This window comes from Microbacterium sp. 22242 (genome assembly GCF_052045495.1).
GTDB lineage: Bacteria > Actinomycetota > Actinomycetes > Actinomycetales > Microbacteriaceae > Microbacterium.
Genome location: NZ_JBQEOZ010000007.1, coordinates 121,439 through 137,964, shown reverse-complemented (window position 1 = coordinate 137,964; position 16,526 = coordinate 121,439). Strand labels below are relative to the sequence as shown.

Genomic DNA, 16,526 nt, shown 5'->3' with positions numbered 1-16,526 from the left:
GAGGATCCGGGGGCTCTGTCGTACGGCGGCGCTCAGCCCTCGAAGCGGTACCCGAGGCCGCGCACCGTGACCAGCATCACCGGCTCGGACGGGTTCTCCTCGATCCGGGAGCGGATCCGCTTGATGTGCACGTCGAGCGTCTTGGTGTCGCCGAAGTAGTCGCTGCCCCAGACCCGGTCGATCAGCTGACCGCGGGTGAGCACTCTTCCGGAGTTGCGCATGAGCACCTCGAGCAGCTCGAACTCCTTGAGCGGCATGTTGATCACGGTCCCGTCCACGGCGACCGTGTGCCGGTCGATGTCGACGGTCACCCTGCCGCCCTCGAGGATCCGCTCGTCGAGATCCTCCTCCGCCTGCACGACCCGGCGCAGCACCGCGCGCATGCGGGCGAGCAGCTCGCGGGACGAGTACGGCTTCGTGACGTAGTCGTCGGCGCCGAGCTCGAGGCCCACCACGATGTCCACCTCGGAGTCCTTCGCGGTGACCATGATGATCGGCACCGCCGACGTCGTCCGGATCTGCCGGCACACCTCGGTGCCGGGCATGCCGGGAAGCATCAGGTCGAGCAGCACGATGTCGGTGCCGCTCTCCCGGAACAGGGCGAGGGCGGTCGGACCGTCCTCGGCGATCTCGACCTCGTACCCCTCACGACGCAGCAGGTATGCGAGCGGGTCGGCGAGGTCGGGCTCGTCTTCGACGAGGAGGATGCGGGTCATACGAGTTCTCCGGAATCGGTGCGGACGTTCGCCGCGGTCGTCGTGGGCGTCGCGGCCGCCATGCGGGCCGCGCGCTTCCTGTCCTTCTTCTCTTTCTTGTCCTTCTTCTTCTTGCGCGCTGCCGCGTCGTCGTCGACATCGGGTCCCGCGATCTCGGGCAGGCGCATCGTGAACGTGGATCCGCGTCCCGGCCGGGACCACAACCGCACCTCGCCGCCGTGGCGCTGCGTCGCATGCTTCACGATCGACAGGCCGAGGCCGGTGCCGCCGGTGCGGCGGGAGCGGGCCTCGTCGGCGCGGTAGAACCGCTCGAAGATGCGATCGCGGTCCGCCTCGCCGATGCCGATGCCCTGATCCGCGACGGAGATCTCCACGATGCCGCCCTCGCTGCGCACCCCGATGCCCACCCGGGATCCGCGCGGCGAGTACACGATCGCGTTCGCGATGAGGTTCCCGACCGCCTCGATCAGGATCTGCGCGTCGCCCCGCACCCACGCGCCGCGGTCGCCGCCGCGGGTCAGTTCGACCCCGGCCGAGGCCGCCTGCACGGCGTGGGCCTCGACGCTGGCGGTGACGACCTCGTCGATCGCCACGGCGTCGAACTCGCCCAGGCCGTCCGAGGACTGCAGCCGGGACAGGCTCATGATCCGGCCGGTGAGCTGACCGAGGCGGGCTGCCTCGGCCTGGATCCTGGTCGCGAACGCGCGCACCTGCGCCGGGTCGTCGGCCGCCGACTCGATGGCCTCGGCGAGCAGGCCGACCGCTCCCACCGGGGTCTTCAGCTCGTGACTGGTGTTGGCTACGAAGTCGGTGCGCATCTGGTCGAGGCGCTCCTGCTCGGTCACGTCGCGGATGATCAGCAGGCTCAGCCGCGGGCCGATCCAGCTCGCCCTGGCGGCGACGAGGCGCGGGCTCAGGCTGTGCCCGCCCTGCGTGAGCCGGAACGTGCTGCTCTCCGACCCGCCCTGCCGCACGGCCCGTACGAGCTGGCGCAGCTCGGCGTTCTCGAGCGTGGCGCCGAGGTCGATCCCGAGCCGCGACGCGGCCGACGAGGCGGCGATCACGAGACCGGACGAATCCACCGCGCAGGCGGCGTCGTCCATCGCGCCCAGCACATCGGTGAGGCCCTCGGGGAGATCGACGGAGGCCTGCGCCCGAGCCGACATCCTCGCGCGCCACGCGAGGGCGATCATCGTCGCGATTCCGGCTCCGATCACCAGACCCAGCACCAGGGCGAGCAGAGTGCTGTCCATGCCTCCAGCGTAGAGGTCGTTCACCCGGTGATCCGGCCGGACCGTGTCTCCCGCACGCTACTATTCACGAGCACGGCACCGGCCGTTAACCTTCGCCGAAGACAATCGCCACGTGCGCGCTCGGAGTGACGCGCACGCATCGTCCCGTGCTGGCTCAGCGGGCCGCCGTGCGTCCCCGCGCCGCAAGAACCGAACGGGCCGCCAGAACGAAAGGTGCGCTGCCATGCGCGAAGTCTTCCACCAGTCCCTCGAGCATCTGCAGGACCAGCTCGTCGAGATCGCCGATCTCGTGGCCGTGTCCATCGAGAAGGCCACGCGCTCGTTCGCGACCAGCGACGTGGCGCTCGCGGAGGAGGTCATCGCGGACGACGCGAAGATCGACAAGCTCGCCGTCGAGCTCGACGAGCAGGCGATCGAGATCCTCGCCCGCCAGCAGCCGGTGGCCCGCGACCTGCGCATCGTGGTGACGGCGCTGCGCGTGAGCGCCTCGCTCGAGCGCATGGGCGACATGTCCGAGCACATCGCCCAGCTCGCGCGGCTGCGCTTCCCGGAGCGGGCGATCCCGAAGGGCCTCAAGGGCACGTTCACCCGGATGGGCGAGCTGGACGTCGAGATCGCGCGCACGCTGTCGGATCTGCTGCGCACGCAGGACCTGCGCCTCGCCGACGCGATCCGCAACGCGGACGACGACGTGGACGAGCTGCACGCCAACGTCTTCGCCAAGGTCCTCAGCGACAACTGGAAGGGCGAGGCCGGCGCGACCGTCGACGCCACGCTGGCCAGCCGGTACCACGAGCGCTTCGCCGATCACGCGGTCGCCGTCGCGAAGAAGGTCGTCTACCTGGCGACCGGCGATTGGGCCGTCGACGAGGAGCAGATCGCGCTCGCCCTCGAGGCGCAGGTCGAGGCGCAGAGCGGCACCGGACTGGCCTGATCCACGGCGGGCCTCCATCGATGAGAGAGGCCCTTCCTCACCGGCTGGTGGGGAAGGGCCTCTCGTCGGTCGGCGTCCGCTACTTCTTGCCCTGGGCGGCGACGGCCGCGGCGCCCGCGGCGGCCGCCTCGGGGTCGAGGTAGCGACCGGGACCGGTGGGCGCGTTGTCGTCGTCGAGCTCGTAGACGAGCGGGATGCCGGTGGGGATGTTCAGCCCGGCGATGTCGTCGTCGCTGATGCCCTCGAGGTGCTTCACGAGGCCGCGCAGGGAGTTGCCGTGCGCCGTGACGAGGACGACCTTGCCGGCCTCGAGGTCGGGCACGATCGCGTCGGCCCAGTACGGCAGCAGGCGATCGATCACGAGCTTGAGCGACTCGGTGCGCGGCACCTCTCCGTCGATCCCGGCATAGCGCGGGTCGTTCACCTGGCTGAACTCGCTCGCGTCGTCGAGCGGCGGCGGCGGGACGTCGAAGGAGCGCCGCCAGAGCTGGAACTGCTCGGGGCCGAACTCCTCGAGCGTCTGCGCCTTGTCCTTGCCCTGCAGGGCGCCGTAGTGGCGCTCGTTGAGGCGCCACGAGCGGGTGACCGGGATCCACAGCCGGTCGGCGGCGTCGAGCGCGATGTTCGCGGTCTGGATCGCGCGGCTGAGCAGCGACGTGTGCAGCACGTCGGGCAGGATCCCCGCCTCGGCGAGCAGCTCGCCGCCGCGACGGGCCTCGTTCCGGCCCTGTTCGCTCAGGCGGACGTCCACCCATCCGGTGAACAGGTTCAGTTCGTTCCACTCGCTCTGGCCGTGGCGGAGCAGGATGAGAGTGCGGGTCATGCCCTCAGCCTACGGCGTGCACGGCGGCGGTTCGAGGCCGGCGACGCCGCATGACGACGCCCGTTGACGACGCCGGTTGCGGCGTCCGGAAGCAGGCAGGATGGATCCATGGCGTCCTCTCCGCTCGGCCGGCCCACCCGGGGCACCACCGGCACCAACCGGCTGCGCCGCAACGATCGCTGGATCGCGGCGTCGCCCGCGTTCCGCAGGGCTGCGGATCCGCTGGTCGTGGACCTCGGCTTCGGCGCGAGCGGTGTGACCGCGTTCGAGCTCGCGGCCAGGCTCGTGCGGGTGCGCGCGGATGCCGAGGTGCTCGGGCTGGAGCTGGACCCGGCGCGGGTCGCGACGGCGAAGGCCCAGCTCGCCGAGTTGCGCACCGGCGCCGGGCACTTCCCGGCCGATCTGGCCGTGTCGTTCGCACGCGGCGGCTTCGAGGTGCCGCTGCCCACGGGCCGACGCCCTGCCGTGATCCGCGCGATGAACGTGCTGCGCCAGTACGACGAGGCGGACGTGCCCGATGCCTGGATGCGGATGGCCTCGCGTCTCGCGCCCGGCGGGCTGCTCGTGGAGGGCACCTGCGACGAGGTCGGCCGCATCGCGAGCTTCGTCGACGTGGGCCGCGGCGGGGAGCCGCAGCGGTTCACGATCTCACTCCGCCTCGCGGAGCTGGAGCGGCCGTCGATCGTCGCCGAGCGGCTGCCGAAGGCCCTGATCCATCACAACGTGCCGGGCGAGCGGATCCATGCGCTGCTGTCCGACCTCGACCGGGAGTGGGACCGCGCGGCGCCGCTCTCGGCGTTCGGCGCGACCCAGCGCTTCCTCGCAGCCGTCTCGGCGCTGCGCGACGCGGGTCGCCCGGTGCTCGGCGGCCGCTCCCGCTGGCGTCTCGGAGAGCTCACCGTGCCGTGGAGCGAGGTCGCCCCGTCCTGACCACCAGTCGTGCCGTCTCCGGCGACGCCGACGCCGACGCCGACGGCGAGGGCGACGGTCCGATCCTCACATCCGCTCGTACCAGGCGCGGGCGATGCAGTAGATCCCGTACACGATCAGTCCCGCCGCCACGGCGTACAGCAGCGCCGCACCGAACGGCAGCCGGTCGATCGCGTGCAGCGCGGCGTCGAGGCCGGCGGCCCTGTGCGGCTCGCGGGTGGCGGAGGCGACGATGAACAGCACCCCGGTGACGGCCACCGCGATGCCCTTCGCGAGATAGCCGACGACGCCGAACACCTCGATCCCCGTGCGCTGCGGGCCTGGCGGCAGCCGGAGCTCCTTCGTGAACGAGCGGGTGATCGCGGTGAACACGAAGCCGCCGCCCACGGCGATCACCGCGACCCCGACGGCCACGAGCAGGAGCCCGCCGGCCGGCGCCGCAAGGATCCGGGTGCTCAGCGTCTGCGAGCTCCGCGAGGAGTCGGTGTGGCCGCCGACCGCGTTCACGACCGCGATCACCGCGAGCACGGAGTAGGCCGCGGCGACCCCGAGCGCCTTGAACCTGCGTCCCCATTTCGTGGTCTCCTTCGGCGCGCTCGCGAGGAAGGCGTCGGCGAGGCGCCACACCGCGAGGGCGGCGAGGGCCACGGCGACGACGATGAGCAGCAGGGCCCCGATCGCGTTGTCATGCAGCTGCCCCATCGCGCCGCCCTGATCGGCCGCGCCGGTCCTGCCGCCGGCGGCGACCGCCATCGCCGTCGCGCCGATCAGGATGTGCAGCACGCCCAGCACGGCGAACCCGACTCTCGCGGTGCGCCGGAACGCGGGAGAGCGCTCCGCCGTCCGCGCGGCATCCTTCACCGTGCCGGACGCGCCCTGATCCTTCCCCATGCGGGCAGGATATGGCGGCCGCGCCCCACCGGGCAGAGGGTTGCGGAGGGGCGCGCTCTGTGCCACGGCCCAGGTCGTCCGCTGCGCGGATCTCAGCCCTCGGGGAACTCCGCGCCGGCCAGCCGCAGCAGCGGTCTGGCCTTCACGACGGTCTCGGTGTACTCGTCCGCCGGGTCGGACAGCGACACGATCGCGCCGCCCACCCCGTAGTCGACGCCGCCGTCGTGCGCGACGAGCGTGCGGATCACGACGCTGAGGTCGACGGCGCCGTCGAACGAGAAGAGGCCGAGGGCGCCGCTGTACAGGCCGCGCGCGCCGTCCTCGAGCCGGTCGAGGACGGACATCGTGCGCAGCTTCGGCGCCCCGGTCATGGAGCCGGGCGGGAAGGCCACCCGCACACAGGCCACCGGCGAGGCGGCCAGCCGCGAGCGCACGGTGCTGACCAGCTGGTGCACGGTCGCATAGCTCTCGACCCGGAACAGCCCGTCGACGTGCACGGATCCGAGCTCCGCCGTGCGGCCGAGGTCGTGCCGCACCAGATCCACGATCATCAGGTTCTCAGCGCGGTCCTTCTCCGCCTCCGCGAGCTCCGCACGGATCCGCTCGTCCTCGCCGGGAGTCTCCCCGCGCGGCCGGGTGCCCTTGATCGGACTGGACTCGACCGCGCCGTCCGCCGTTATCCGCAGGAACCGCTCGGGCGAGGTGCTCAGCACGCTCACCCCGTCGATGCGGAGGAAGGCGCCGAACGGGGCGGGGTTCTGCGCGCGCAGCACCAGGTAGGCGGCGAGCGGATCCCACCCCGCGGCATCCTCCGGCGCACCGCGCAGCATGTTGGTCAGGCAGGCCTCGTAGGTCTCCCCCGCGGCGATCTGCTCCTGCGCGTCCCCGATCAGGCGGAGATAGTCCGCCCGGGAATGCCGGGCGGACAGCGCGAACAGCGGCGGGCTCGCCTCGGCCGGAGCGGGCTCGGCACCGGTGAGACCGGAGATCCGCGCGGCGGTCCGCTCCAGCCAACCCGCGTCATCCTCCCGGGCGAGCAGCCGGATCCTGCGCTCCTCGTGGTCGATCACCACCGCCCTGTCCAGCCGTACGAGCAGCGCATCCGGGGTCGGCGCGCGCCCGCCGTGCGGGGAGCCGCACTCGGCGCGCAGCTCGTAGCCGAGCGCGCCGATCCAGCCCAGGGCGAACGGGAGTCCCGTGGCCGCCGTCCGGTTCTCGGTGAGCTCCGCGTCGAGCCAGTCGAAGAACCCGGAGCGGATGACCCGGGTCTCGCCGTCCGCGCCGCCACGGATGGTCACGGTCCCGGCCTGCACGTCGGCGGTCGCAGTGACCAGCGCGTCGCCCCCGCCCATGATCGAGTACCGAGCGCGCGGATCGCCCGGGCGGTTGCCGTCCAGCCAGACGGCCTGCGCGGCGCTCCCGAAGAGGGCGGTGAACAGTCGTGCCGGATCTACGGCCAGGGGCAGGATCTGCTGCGCCACCCGCTGCTCCACGGCCACGCCCGTGCCGCCTTCGGAGCCGGCCACCGGCACGCCGTCCCGTGTCCCGGCGCCGCCCGGGGGACCCGCGCCCATCCCTTCGGCAGTGGGCGCGGCGGGATCGCCGAGCATGCGCTCCCGCGCCATGGCAACGAAGTTCGCCATCATCCGCGTCCCGTCCGGGGTGCCGATCGACTCGGGGTGGAACTGCACGCCCCAGAGCGGCAGGGTGCGGTGCCGCAGCCCCATGATCACGCCGTCGTCGGCCCGCGCCGTGACGACGAGCTCCTCCGGCACCTCGTCGACCATGAGCGAGTGGTAGCGCACCACCTCGATCGGCGACGCCAGTCCCCGGAACGGACCGGTGCCGTCATGCGTCACCGGCGAGGGACGGCCGTGACGAGGCTCGGGAGCCCGCAGCACCGCGGCCCCGAACGCGGCGGCCAGCCCCTGATGGCCGAGGCACACGCCGAAGAGCGGAAGCCCCCGCGCGACGCAGCCGCGGATCGCCTCGGCGCAGATCCCGAAGTCCGCCGGGGTGCGCGGATCCCCCGGCCCGGGCGACAGGATGACTGCGTCGTACTCGTCCAGGACGGCCGGTCCCCAGCCGTCCCAGTCGTTCGGCACGACCTCGGGAGGCCGCCCCGCCGTCGCGGCGATCTGGTGCACGAGGTTGTACGTGAACGAGTCGTAGTTGTCGATCAGCAGCGTCCGCAGCGGACGCTCGCCGGGCGTCGGACCGCCCACGACGTCAGCGGGCGTCCCGCGGATCCGGCGCGGACGGCCGGCGCGACAGCCGGGTCAGCCTCGGCACGTCCGCGGTCGCCCCCGCATCCGCCGGGACGATGACCTCCTGCGCGGCGGCCACGTCCCCGTCGGGGGTGCGCACCACGAGGTCGCCGACCGGGGCGCGACGCGACAGGATCGCGAGCGCGATCGGACCGAGTTCGTGGTGCCGCGCGACCGAGGTGATCCGGCCGACCTCCTCGGCGCTGGATCCGGCACCGGACTCGGCACTGGATCCGGCATCGGGCTCGTCAGGCCCCGAGGGAGCCGGGCCGGAGGGAGCCGTGCCGGAAGCGGCTGCGCCCGCGGCGGGGGCGAGGACGAGCGCTCCCGGCTCCGGCAGCAGGTCGTCGCTGCCGTCCAGGTGCAGCGCGGCGATACGGCGCGGCGGGTGTCCGAGGTTGTGCACCTTGGCGACGGTCTCCTGCCCGCGGTAGCAGCCCTTGTTCAGGTGCACCGCGCTGCGGATCCAGTCGGTCTCGTGCGGGAGCGAGCGGTCGTCGACCTCACCCGCCCAGCGCGGTCGCCACGCCGCGATGCGCAGCGCCTCCGCGGCGAGCGTCCCGGCCCACGTCACGCCGGTGTCCACGGCGAGCGCGGCGGCGCTCTCCTGGTCCAGCACGGCGGTGCGCCAGTGGTAGGCGGTGCCGGGGTGCTCGGTGCCGGGGTGGTACTGATGCCCGCCGGGCTGCACCGACGGCCAGGGATCGGTCCAGATCACCGCGAGGCCGTGCGGGGCGAGTGCGGCGCGCTGGGCGCGCTGCTCCGCCTCGCCGCCGGCGAAGAAGCCGACGACGGCGAGCTCGGGTCGCACCTGGACGGTCACGTCGGCGCGGAACACCATGCGCTGCAGCCAGGTCGCGAGCGGCGCGGCGTCGGCGGCGTCCGCGATGAGCCAGGTCGAAGAGCCGTCCTCGAACACCGCGGCGACGTGCTCGATCCGCCCCTGCGGATCCAGCACCAGGAGCTCCGTGCTCTCGCCCGCGGCGAGCCGGGCGACGGACTGCGAGGTGATCGAGTCGAGCCAGGTGAGCCGCTCGGGTCCGGTCAGCTCGATCACGGTGCGGTCGCCGAGGGGCTCGAGCGCGAGCCCGCGCTCGAGCGCGCGCTGCTCGCGGAACGGGTCGCCGAAGTGCAGCACGACGGACCGCTCGGCGTCGTGCGGCGGGGCCCCATCCAGGACGCACCCCGGGAGCGCGGAGAACGCGGACACGGTCACACCTTCGCCAGCCGCGCGGAGGCGTGCGAGCGCAGCTCCGTGCCGAGGGCCGCGATGTCCCACGCCCAGAGCAGATGACCGTCCACGAGGCCGTACATGCGCGTGGCCGCGCCGTAGTTCTTCGCGCCGGCTGCCCGCACGACCGCGTCGGTGGCGATGTCGATGCGCGGGCCGTCTATGCGCCCGAGGTAGAGCTCCAGCATGCCGTCGGAGTGCGCGAGCGACACCTCGATCGGGAAGCCGCCCTCAGGCAGCCGCAGCGCCTCGACGTCGTCGGCGGTGCGGGCCGCGGTCCGCGTCTCCCGCGGCGGCAGCAGGGCCGGTCCGGCGTCGTCGGTCCCGGCCGGGCACGCCAGCCGCCAGAAGCCGGTCTCCGCGACCAGCGCGACGGGCTCACCGTCCTCGGGCGTGAAGGTGCCGGTCGCCGCGTAGTTCAGGAACGGACCGCCGTCGTGGCTGAAGCTCGCCCGGTGCGCGAACTCGCCGGCATAGCGATGCGTCTCGCCGTCCGGATCCGTCACCTCGTAGTCGATGACGCCGGTGCCCTCCCAGACTCCGAGCAGCCACGACAGCGGGACGATGTCGGCGGGCAGGTCCGTGGGCAGATCGAGCATGAGGGCCCTCTCGGCGTGCAGTCTGTGGGCAGGTTCCGGTCGGCGGTCGCGGGTCAGCGCTGGCCGCGGAACAGGTTGACCAGAACGGCACCCGCGCAGAAGGCGATCGCGAGCCCCGCCAATGCCAGCAGGCCGACGAAGAAGAGTTCGAGCGCGACGATGTCCATACGACTACTCTATGCCGTCTCCGCGTCGCCCGGCGTCCGGATCGCGCGGTGGCATCGCGGGTTCCGCCGGCTCATCCGGTGAACAGCGAGGCGACGCCGAAGCCGACCGAGATCACTCCCATCACGAGCAGCGCCCCCAGGCACCCGGCCGCCACCCGGAGGATGAAGCCGCGGGTCTCCGCGCGGATCAGCTGGACCCCGAAGGACAGCAGCACGCAGACGCCGAAGCCGACGACGTACCAGGTCATCATGGCCCGGCTCGGAGCGAGGATCCCGATCAGGATCGCGCCGACCGCCGCCACGGACCAGGTGACGACGAGGCCCACGAGCGGGCTGCGCGGAGCGAGGGCGGGGTCGGCTGCCATGCGCCCATTGTGGCGCATCGACACTGTGAGCGCACCGCGTCGCCGCGGCCACCGGACCCTTCGCGACACGAGGACGAAGGAGCGCGCGACGCTGAGTAGAGTGGGGGCCTGGAAAGGATCCCGCTTGGCGCAACTGCTGGTGCTGACCTCGTCTCCCGCTGCGGAGCCGGTCCTGCCCGCCCTGGAGCTGCTCGGGCACCGGGTCCGCACCATCCCCGCCCAGCCGGCCGAGCTGGTCACCGCACCGGACGCCGACGTCGTGATCGTCGACGCGCGCACCGACCTCGTCGCCGCGAAGTCGCTGTGCACCCTGATCCGCACGACCGGGCTGCGCGGACCGCTACTGCTGGTCGTGACCGAGGGCGGCATGAGCGCCGTGAGCGGCGAGTGGCGGATCGACGACGTGCTGCTGCGCGACGCGGGACCGGCCGAGATCGACGCGCGGATCCGGCTTGCGCTGTCCCGGGAGGAGTCCACCGCGGAACCGGTCAAGGTGCAGACCTCCGGGCTGACGATCGACGAGCAGTCCTACTCCGCGAAGCTGCACGGGACCCCGCTGGATCTCACCTACAAGGAGTTCCAGCTGCTGCACTTCCTCGCCACGCACCCGTCCCGGGTGTTCACCCGCGAGCAGCTGCTCAGCGAGGTCTGGGGCTACGACTACTTCGGCGGCACCCGCACGGTCGACGTGCACGTCCGCCGGCTGCGGGCCAAGCTCGGCGACCAGGAGCACATCATCGGAACCGTGCGGAACGTGGGCTACCGATTCAACGTGGACGAGGACGAGAGCCGCCCGGTCTCCCCCGGTCCGCGCTGAGTCCCGCGATCGCGGGAGCGGATGCACCGAGCCCGGTGCATCGATCACCGAGCCCGGCGCATCGATCACCTGGCGAGCGCCGCCCGCACGAGGGAGGCCGCGGCGGGGATCGGCTCGACGATCCGCGCGAGGTCGAGCGCGGCGAGCCGGCGGGCCGTCTCACTGAGCGGACCGCCGGCGATGATCACCGACTCGGCGCCGTTGGCCGCGCAGCGCTGGACGCACGCGCGCAGCTCGGCGAACTGCCGTTCCGGATCGGCGGCCAGCACGGTCGGCTCCGACTCCGTGAGCTCGACTCCCCTGAACGGCGCGCCTCCTCCGTGCTCGTCCGCGAGCGATGCCAGCGACGCGGCCAGCAGCGGGGTCGATGTCGCCATCGCGAACGGTCGCCCGCCCGCGGCGGCGGCGATGACGGACGCCATCCCGATTCCGATGACCGGAACGTCGAGCTGATCGGCGAGTTCGGCGCGACCGGGATCGCCGATCGCGGCGACCACGACCGCATCGACCGTGTGCGCGGCGAGGCCGCGCCGCGCCTGTTCCGTGACGTATCGCCGGGACTCGTCAAGTGCGACCGGGTCCAGGATCATCCGCGGGCCGCCTTCGGCCGTCGCGCCGACCACATTCATCTCGGGCAGCTGCTCACGAGCGAACCTGCACATCATGGCGGTGGTGTCCGCGTTCGAGTTCGGGTTGATGACCAGGACCGTCCGAATGCGGGTCGACATCAATGGACGACCGTCACGAGGTCGTCCTCTTCGAGCGGCTTTCCGAAGGTCTCGGGCGGGAACTGCACGACGATCCCCAGCAGCACGAACAGCATCGCCAGCAGGCCGAACATCCCCCACAGGCCCGACGCGTCGAACACCATGCCGGTGATCAGCGGGAACAGCCCACCCGAAAGCGACCCCATCGCCATGATGATCGACGCCCCGAAACCGCGGATGCGGGTCGGATACTGCTCGGGCGCGAACAGCCAGATCGTGGTGTTGAGGATGATGACGGCGAAGTTGAAGAGCCAGCCGAACACGATGATGAGCACGATCGAGCTGCTCAGGAACGCCATCGCCAGGCCCGCCGCCACGCCCACGATCGCCGCGATCGTGAGTGTGCGCTTGCGCGGCCAGCGACTCGCGAAGACCGCCGCGGCGATCGCGCCCACGAGGGAGCCGGACTGCATGATCAACGTGAACCACAGCGACTTGTTGATGTCATAGCCGCTCGCCACCAGAATCGTCGGCATGAGCGTGAGCATCGAGATCTGCGCCGCGTACGAGCACGCCACCGCGACGCACAGCAGGATCGTGCGCCGGCGGTAGGCGCCGCGCAGCACGTCCATCCACGATCCGCGCTGGGCGCCAGCCGGGACCACGACCTCGCCCGCCTTCGCGAGGAACGCATCGGCATGGATCGATCCGCGCAGCTTGCCCTGCGCCAGACGCGAGATGACGTCGTTGGCCTTGTCGACCTGCCCGCGGGATGCGAGAAACCGCGGCGTCTCGGGGATGTAGCGCCGATAGTAGATGACCAGCAGCGCGGGGATGAACAGCAGCCCGAACACCCAGCGCCAGCCCTCCGGGCCCGGGACGAGTGTGAACACGAGCACACCGAATGCAGGGGCGAGCATGTTGCCGAAGCCCGCGGCCGTGACGTTGACCAGGCCGACTGCCGTGCCACGGTGCTTGGCTGCGAAGAACTCTGCCACGAGGACGACGGCGACCGAGATCTCGCCACCCAGGCCGTAGCCGACGATGAAGCGACCGATCGCAAGCACTGCGTAGTCGGGGGCGAGCGCGCACAACAACGACCCCGCCGCGAAGATCATCAGGTTGATCATCAACAGCGTGCGCCGGCCGAACCTGTCGGCGACGAATCCGGTGACCACGCGACCGAGCGCAGTCGCCGTGAACGTGATGGTGTTCAGGAAGCCGATCTCCCCGGTCTGCAGACCCCAGTAGCTCTTGATCAGCGGGCCGGTGATTCCCACCGAGTTCTGCTCGATGGCGTCGAAGAACACGCCCAGCAAGACCATTCCCATGATGTAACGGTGGGCCTTGGTGACGCCGATCGTCGAGTACGCCCTCTCGATCTGCTGCGTGATCGGGGCGACTTGTTCACCCTCGGCATCACGGGATTCTGTCGTGGACACAATTGAACCTCCTTGTTCAATTTCACATTGTGGAATTCTAATTTCACCGCAATGCTACGCCCGCACGTGGCGGGGTGTCCACACCTCCCCCACCGAAGTTGAGAAACGCGTGCCCGCCGGACACACCACCCTGCAATGATGGGCGCATGATCGATCCCGCACTGGCAGACTCCGGTCTCGGCGACGCCGAGGACGACGACTTCGACGCGTTCGTCGAGCCTGACGACTCGCTCCTCCCGGACAACCGCTACCTGGACCGGGAGCTGAGCTGGCTGGCGTTCAACCAGCGGGTGCTGGAGCTCGCCGAGGACGAGACGCTGCCGACCCTGGAGCGGGCGAACTTCCTGGCGATCTTCGCGAGCAACCTGGACGAGTTCTTCATGGTGCGCGTCGCGGGACTGAAGCGCCGGATCATGACGGGCCTCGCCGTGCCGACCAACGTGGGGCGCGCGCCGGCGGACGTCCTCGCCGACATCTCCGCAGAGGCGCACAAGCTGCAGCTGCGCCACGCCGCCGCGTGGACCGGCCTGGTCCGCCCGGCGCTGGCAGAGGCGGGCATCGACATCGTGGACTGGGACGACCTGGACGGCGAGGCCAAGGCTGAGCTCACCGACTACTTCCAGGCCAATGTCTTCCCGGTGCTGATGCCGCTCGCGGTCGATCCCGCGCACCCGTTCCCGTACATCTCGGGCCTGTCGCTGAACCTCGCGATCCGGATCCGCAACGCCCGCACCGGACGCCAGGAGTTCGCTCGCCTCAAGGTCCCGCCCATGCTGCCGCGGTTCGTCGAGGTCCCGGCGCCGGACGGCGCCCTGCGCTTCATCCGCCTGGAGGAGCTGATCGCCAACCACCTCGACGACCTCTTCCCCGGGATGGAGGTGCTCGACCACCACGCGTTCCGGCTCACCCGCAACGAGGATGTGGAGATCGAGGAGGACGAGTCGGAGAATCTCATCCAGGCGCTCGAGGCCGAGCTGCTGCGCCGCCGGTTCGGGCCGCCGATCCGTCTCGAGATCACCGACGACATGGACGAGGTCACTCTCGACCTGCTGCTCAGCGAGCTCGACATCACCGACCAGGAGGTCTACCGCCTCCCCGGCCCGCTCGACCTGCGCGGCCTGTTCGGGCTCGGTCGCGTCGACCGCCCCGACCTGCGCTACACCCCGCACGTGCCCACGACCGCGGTGGCGTTCAAGCCGGGCGCGAACGAGAGCATCGACATCTTCAAGGCGATCCGCAAGGCGGACGTGCTGGTGCACCACCCGTACGAGTCGTTCACGACCAGCGTGGTGGCGTTCCTGGAGCAGGCCGCCCGCGATCCGCACGTGCTCGCCATCAAGCAGACGCTGTACCGCACCTCGGGCGACAGCCCGATCGTGCAGGCCCTGATCGACGCCGCCGAGTCCGGCAAGCAGGTGCTGGTGCTGGTCGAGGTGAAGGCGCGCTTCGACGAGGCGAACAACATCGTCTGGGCCCGCAAGCTGGAGAAGGCCGGCGTGCACGTCGTCTACGGCCTCGTCGGTCTCAAGACGCACTGCAAGCTCGTCAACGTCATCCGCGAGGAGGACGGCGTGCTGCGCAGCTACAGCCACATCGGCACCGGCAACTACAACCCGAAGACCAGCCGCATCTACGAGGACTTCGGCCTGTTCACGGCCGACCCGCAGGTCGGCAAGGACCTCACCCGCCTGTTCAACGAACTCAGCGGCTACGCGATCGAGAAGAAGTTCAAGCGCCTGCTGGTCGCCCCGCTGCACCTGCGCAAGGGGCTGCTGCGCCTCATCGAGAAGGAACGGCAGAACGCGCTCAAGGGCAAGCCGGCGCACATCCGCATCAAGGTGAACTCGCTCGTCGACGAGCAGATCATCGACGCGCTGTACCGGGCGAGCGCCGCCGGCGTGCCCGTGAACGTGTGGGTGCGCGGCATCTGCAGCCTGCGCTCCGATCTGCCCGGAGTCACGGACAACATGACGGTGCGCTCGATCCTCGGCCGCTATCTCGAGCACTCCCGGATCTTCGCATTCCACAACGAGGGCGATCCGCAGGTCTTCATCGGCAGCGCCGACATGATGCACCGCAACCTGGACCGCCGCGTCGAGGCCCTGGTGCGCGTCACGGATCCGGCCCACGTCGACGAGCTGCTGACGTTCTTCGACACGGCCCTCTCCCCGGAGACGTCGTCCTGGCACCTGGGCGCCGACGGGGAATGGACACGACGCGCGTTCCGGGACGATGGCACGCCGCTCGTGGACCTGCAGGATTGGACCATGTCGGAGATCCAGAAGCGTCGGCGGCCCAGGGCGGTCCGATGACAGCCGGCGCCACCGGTCCGCGCACCGCCACCGCGGACACCACCGGTGTCGTCGTCGTGGCGGACCGCCCGGATCGTGCCGTGTACGCGGCCGGCGGCCTGGTCTGGCGCCTCGTGGACCACAAGGTCCGGATCCTGCTGATCCACCGCACCAAGTACCGGGACGTGACCCTCCCGAAGGGAAAGGTCGACCCGGGCGAGATGCTGGCCGAGACCGCCGTGCGGGAGATCTTCGAGGAGACCGGGATCCGGGTCTCGCTGGGCGCGCCCGTCGGGGTGTCCCGGTACACGATGGCGAACCGCAAGCAGAAGGTCGTGCACTACTGGGCCGCGGAGGCCACCGAGGACGCGATCCGCGCGTCCGCGTTCGTGCCGAACCGCGAGATCGCCGCCCTCGAGTGGGTGAGCGTGAAGAAGGCGCGGTCACGGCTGAGCTATCCCGTCGACGTCGAGATCCTGGACGCGTTCGCGCAGCTTGTCGCCGACGGTGCGCTGCGCACCTTTCCGCTGATCGTGCTGCGGCACGCGAAGGCCACGAGCCGGGGCGTGTGGCTCGGATCCGATGCGGCCCGGCCGCTCACCCCGCGCGGTCGCGCTCAGGCCGACGCGATCGTCGGGCCGCTGCGCGCATTCGGGGTGCAGAAGATCGTGTCCAGCGACGCCCGCCGCTGTGTGCAGACCGTCAAGCCGCTCGCGAAGTCCCTCGAGCTGAAAGTCTCCAAGACGCCCCTGCTCAGCCAGGACGCCTGGGACGAGGGCAGGTCGGACCCCAGGGCCGTCATCGGCAAGCGCGTCCGCGCGGGCAAGGCCGCCGTGCTGTGCAGTCACGGCCCGGTGCTCCCGGACATCCTCCGCGAGATCGCGCTGGCCACGGGGACGATGCACGGCTCCTATCTCGGCAGCGCCTCCGCGCTCGAGGTGGGCGCGTTCAGCGTGGTGCACCTCAGCGCGACGAATCCGGGCTCCGGCATCATCTCGATCGAGACCCATCTGCCGAAGATCTGATCCCGTCGCGGCAGACAGGCGTTCACCGCCCGTTCACCTTCGATCTTTGATCGCGTAAGGGACGACAC

The 16,526-nt window shown here is 71.1% G+C and carries 15 protein-coding genes; 5 read left to right on the top strand and 10 right to left on the bottom strand.

Annotation, left to right across the window (positions count from 1 at the left end):
* Nucleotides 1-32 precede the first annotated feature (32 nt).
* Complete coding sequence (locus ACTJJZ_RS10005; protein ID WP_440721034.1) at nucleotides 33-716, bottom strand: response regulator; 684 nt, start codon at nucleotides 714-716, stop codon at nucleotides 33-35.
* Nucleotides 713-1,969, bottom strand: coding sequence for a sensor histidine kinase (locus tag ACTJJZ_RS10000; RefSeq protein WP_440721033.1), 1,257 nt, complete (start codon nucleotides 1,967-1,969; stop codon nucleotides 713-715). The genes ACTJJZ_RS10005 and ACTJJZ_RS10000 overlap by 4 nt, the downstream gene beginning before the upstream one ends.
* A gap of 223 nt (nucleotides 1,970-2,192) precedes the next feature.
* Between ACTJJZ_RS10000 and phoU the strand changes: the two genes are divergently transcribed.
* Nucleotides 2,193-2,903, top strand: coding sequence for a phosphate signaling complex protein PhoU (gene phoU / locus ACTJJZ_RS09995; RefSeq protein ID WP_440721032.1), 711 nt, complete (start codon nucleotides 2,193-2,195; stop codon nucleotides 2,901-2,903).
* 79 nt (nucleotides 2,904-2,982) lie between these two features.
* Here phoU and ACTJJZ_RS09990 read toward each other — a convergent pair whose 3' ends face one another.
* Nucleotides 2,983-3,726, bottom strand: a complete 744-nt coding sequence (locus tag ACTJJZ_RS09990; protein WP_440721031.1) for a phosphoglyceromutase — start codon at nucleotides 3,724-3,726, stop codon at nucleotides 2,983-2,985.
* A gap of 108 nt (nucleotides 3,727-3,834) precedes the next feature.
* Between ACTJJZ_RS09990 and ACTJJZ_RS09985 the strand changes: the two genes are divergently transcribed.
* Entirely contained in the window at nucleotides 3,835-4,656 is an 822-nt protein-coding gene (locus tag ACTJJZ_RS09985; protein WP_440721030.1) for a class I SAM-dependent methyltransferase, read from the top strand.
* 66 nt (nucleotides 4,657-4,722) lie between these two features.
* Here ACTJJZ_RS09985 and ACTJJZ_RS09980 read toward each other — a convergent pair whose 3' ends face one another.
* The 5 genes from ACTJJZ_RS09980 to ACTJJZ_RS09960 all read right to left on the bottom strand — a co-directional run bounded on the left by ACTJJZ_RS09980 (nucleotide 4,723) and on the right by ACTJJZ_RS09960 (nucleotide 10,176).
* Complete coding sequence (locus ACTJJZ_RS09980; RefSeq protein WP_440721029.1) at nucleotides 4,723-5,547, bottom strand: DUF1206 domain-containing protein; 825 nt, start codon at nucleotides 5,545-5,547, stop codon at nucleotides 4,723-4,725.
* Between the two features lie 92 nt (nucleotides 5,548-5,639).
* The gene (gene pabB, locus ACTJJZ_RS09975) at nucleotides 5,640-7,772 is read right to left on the bottom strand and encodes an aminodeoxychorismate synthase component I (RefSeq protein ID WP_440721028.1); all 2,133 of its coding nucleotides are present in this window, start codon (nucleotides 7,770-7,772) and stop codon (nucleotides 5,640-5,642) included.
* 4 nt (nucleotides 7,773-7,776) lie between these two features.
* Nucleotides 7,777-9,024 carry a CAF17-like 4Fe-4S cluster assembly/insertion protein YgfZ gene (gene ygfZ, locus ACTJJZ_RS09970; RefSeq protein WP_440721027.1) on the bottom strand — a complete coding sequence of 416 codons (1,248 nt, stop codon included), beginning with the start codon at nucleotides 9,022-9,024 and terminating at the stop codon, nucleotides 7,777-7,779.
* Between the two features lie 2 nt (nucleotides 9,025-9,026).
* Complete coding sequence (locus ACTJJZ_RS09965) at nucleotides 9,027-9,644, bottom strand: FABP family protein (RefSeq protein WP_440721026.1); 618 nt, start codon at nucleotides 9,642-9,644, stop codon at nucleotides 9,027-9,029.
* Between the two features lie 238 nt (nucleotides 9,645-9,882).
* Entirely contained in the window at nucleotides 9,883-10,176 is a 294-nt protein-coding gene (locus tag ACTJJZ_RS09960) for a hypothetical protein (protein WP_440721025.1), read from the bottom strand.
* Nucleotides 10,177-10,300: 124 nt separating this feature from the next.
* On the opposite strand from ACTJJZ_RS09960, the gene ACTJJZ_RS09955 reads away from it, so the two are divergent.
* Entirely contained in the window at nucleotides 10,301-10,993 is a 693-nt protein-coding gene (locus tag ACTJJZ_RS09955; RefSeq protein ID WP_440721024.1) for a winged helix-turn-helix transcriptional regulator, read from the top strand.
* Between the two features lie 65 nt (nucleotides 10,994-11,058).
* Here the strand turns inward: ACTJJZ_RS09955 and ACTJJZ_RS09950 are convergent, their stop codons facing one another.
* Together ACTJJZ_RS09950 and ACTJJZ_RS09945 are read right to left on the bottom strand one after the other, a co-directional pair.
* On the bottom strand, nucleotides 11,059-11,721 hold the full coding sequence (locus tag ACTJJZ_RS09950; protein ID WP_440721023.1) for an aspartate/glutamate racemase family protein: 663 nt from the start codon (nucleotides 11,719-11,721) through the stop codon (nucleotides 11,059-11,061).
* On the bottom strand, nucleotides 11,721-13,142 hold the full coding sequence (locus tag ACTJJZ_RS09945) for an MFS transporter (protein WP_440721022.1): 1,422 nt from the start codon (nucleotides 13,140-13,142) through the stop codon (nucleotides 11,721-11,723). Before ACTJJZ_RS09945 ends, ACTJJZ_RS09950 begins: the two co-directional genes overlap by 1 nt.
* Nucleotides 13,143-13,288: 146 nt before the next feature.
* Between ACTJJZ_RS09945 and ACTJJZ_RS09940 the strand changes: the two genes are divergently transcribed.
* Together ACTJJZ_RS09940 and ACTJJZ_RS09935 are read left to right on the top strand one after the other, a co-directional pair.
* Nucleotides 13,289-15,454, top strand: coding sequence for an RNA degradosome polyphosphate kinase (locus tag ACTJJZ_RS09940; RefSeq protein ID WP_440721021.1), 2,166 nt, complete (start codon nucleotides 13,289-13,291; stop codon nucleotides 15,452-15,454).
* Nucleotides 15,451-16,458: an NUDIX hydrolase gene (locus ACTJJZ_RS09935; protein WP_440721020.1), complete on the top strand. Its 1,008-nt coding sequence runs from the start codon at nucleotides 15,451-15,453 to the stop codon at nucleotides 16,456-16,458. Before ACTJJZ_RS09940 ends, ACTJJZ_RS09935 begins: the two co-directional genes overlap by 4 nt.
* Nucleotides 16,459-16,526: the final 68 nt, after the last annotated feature.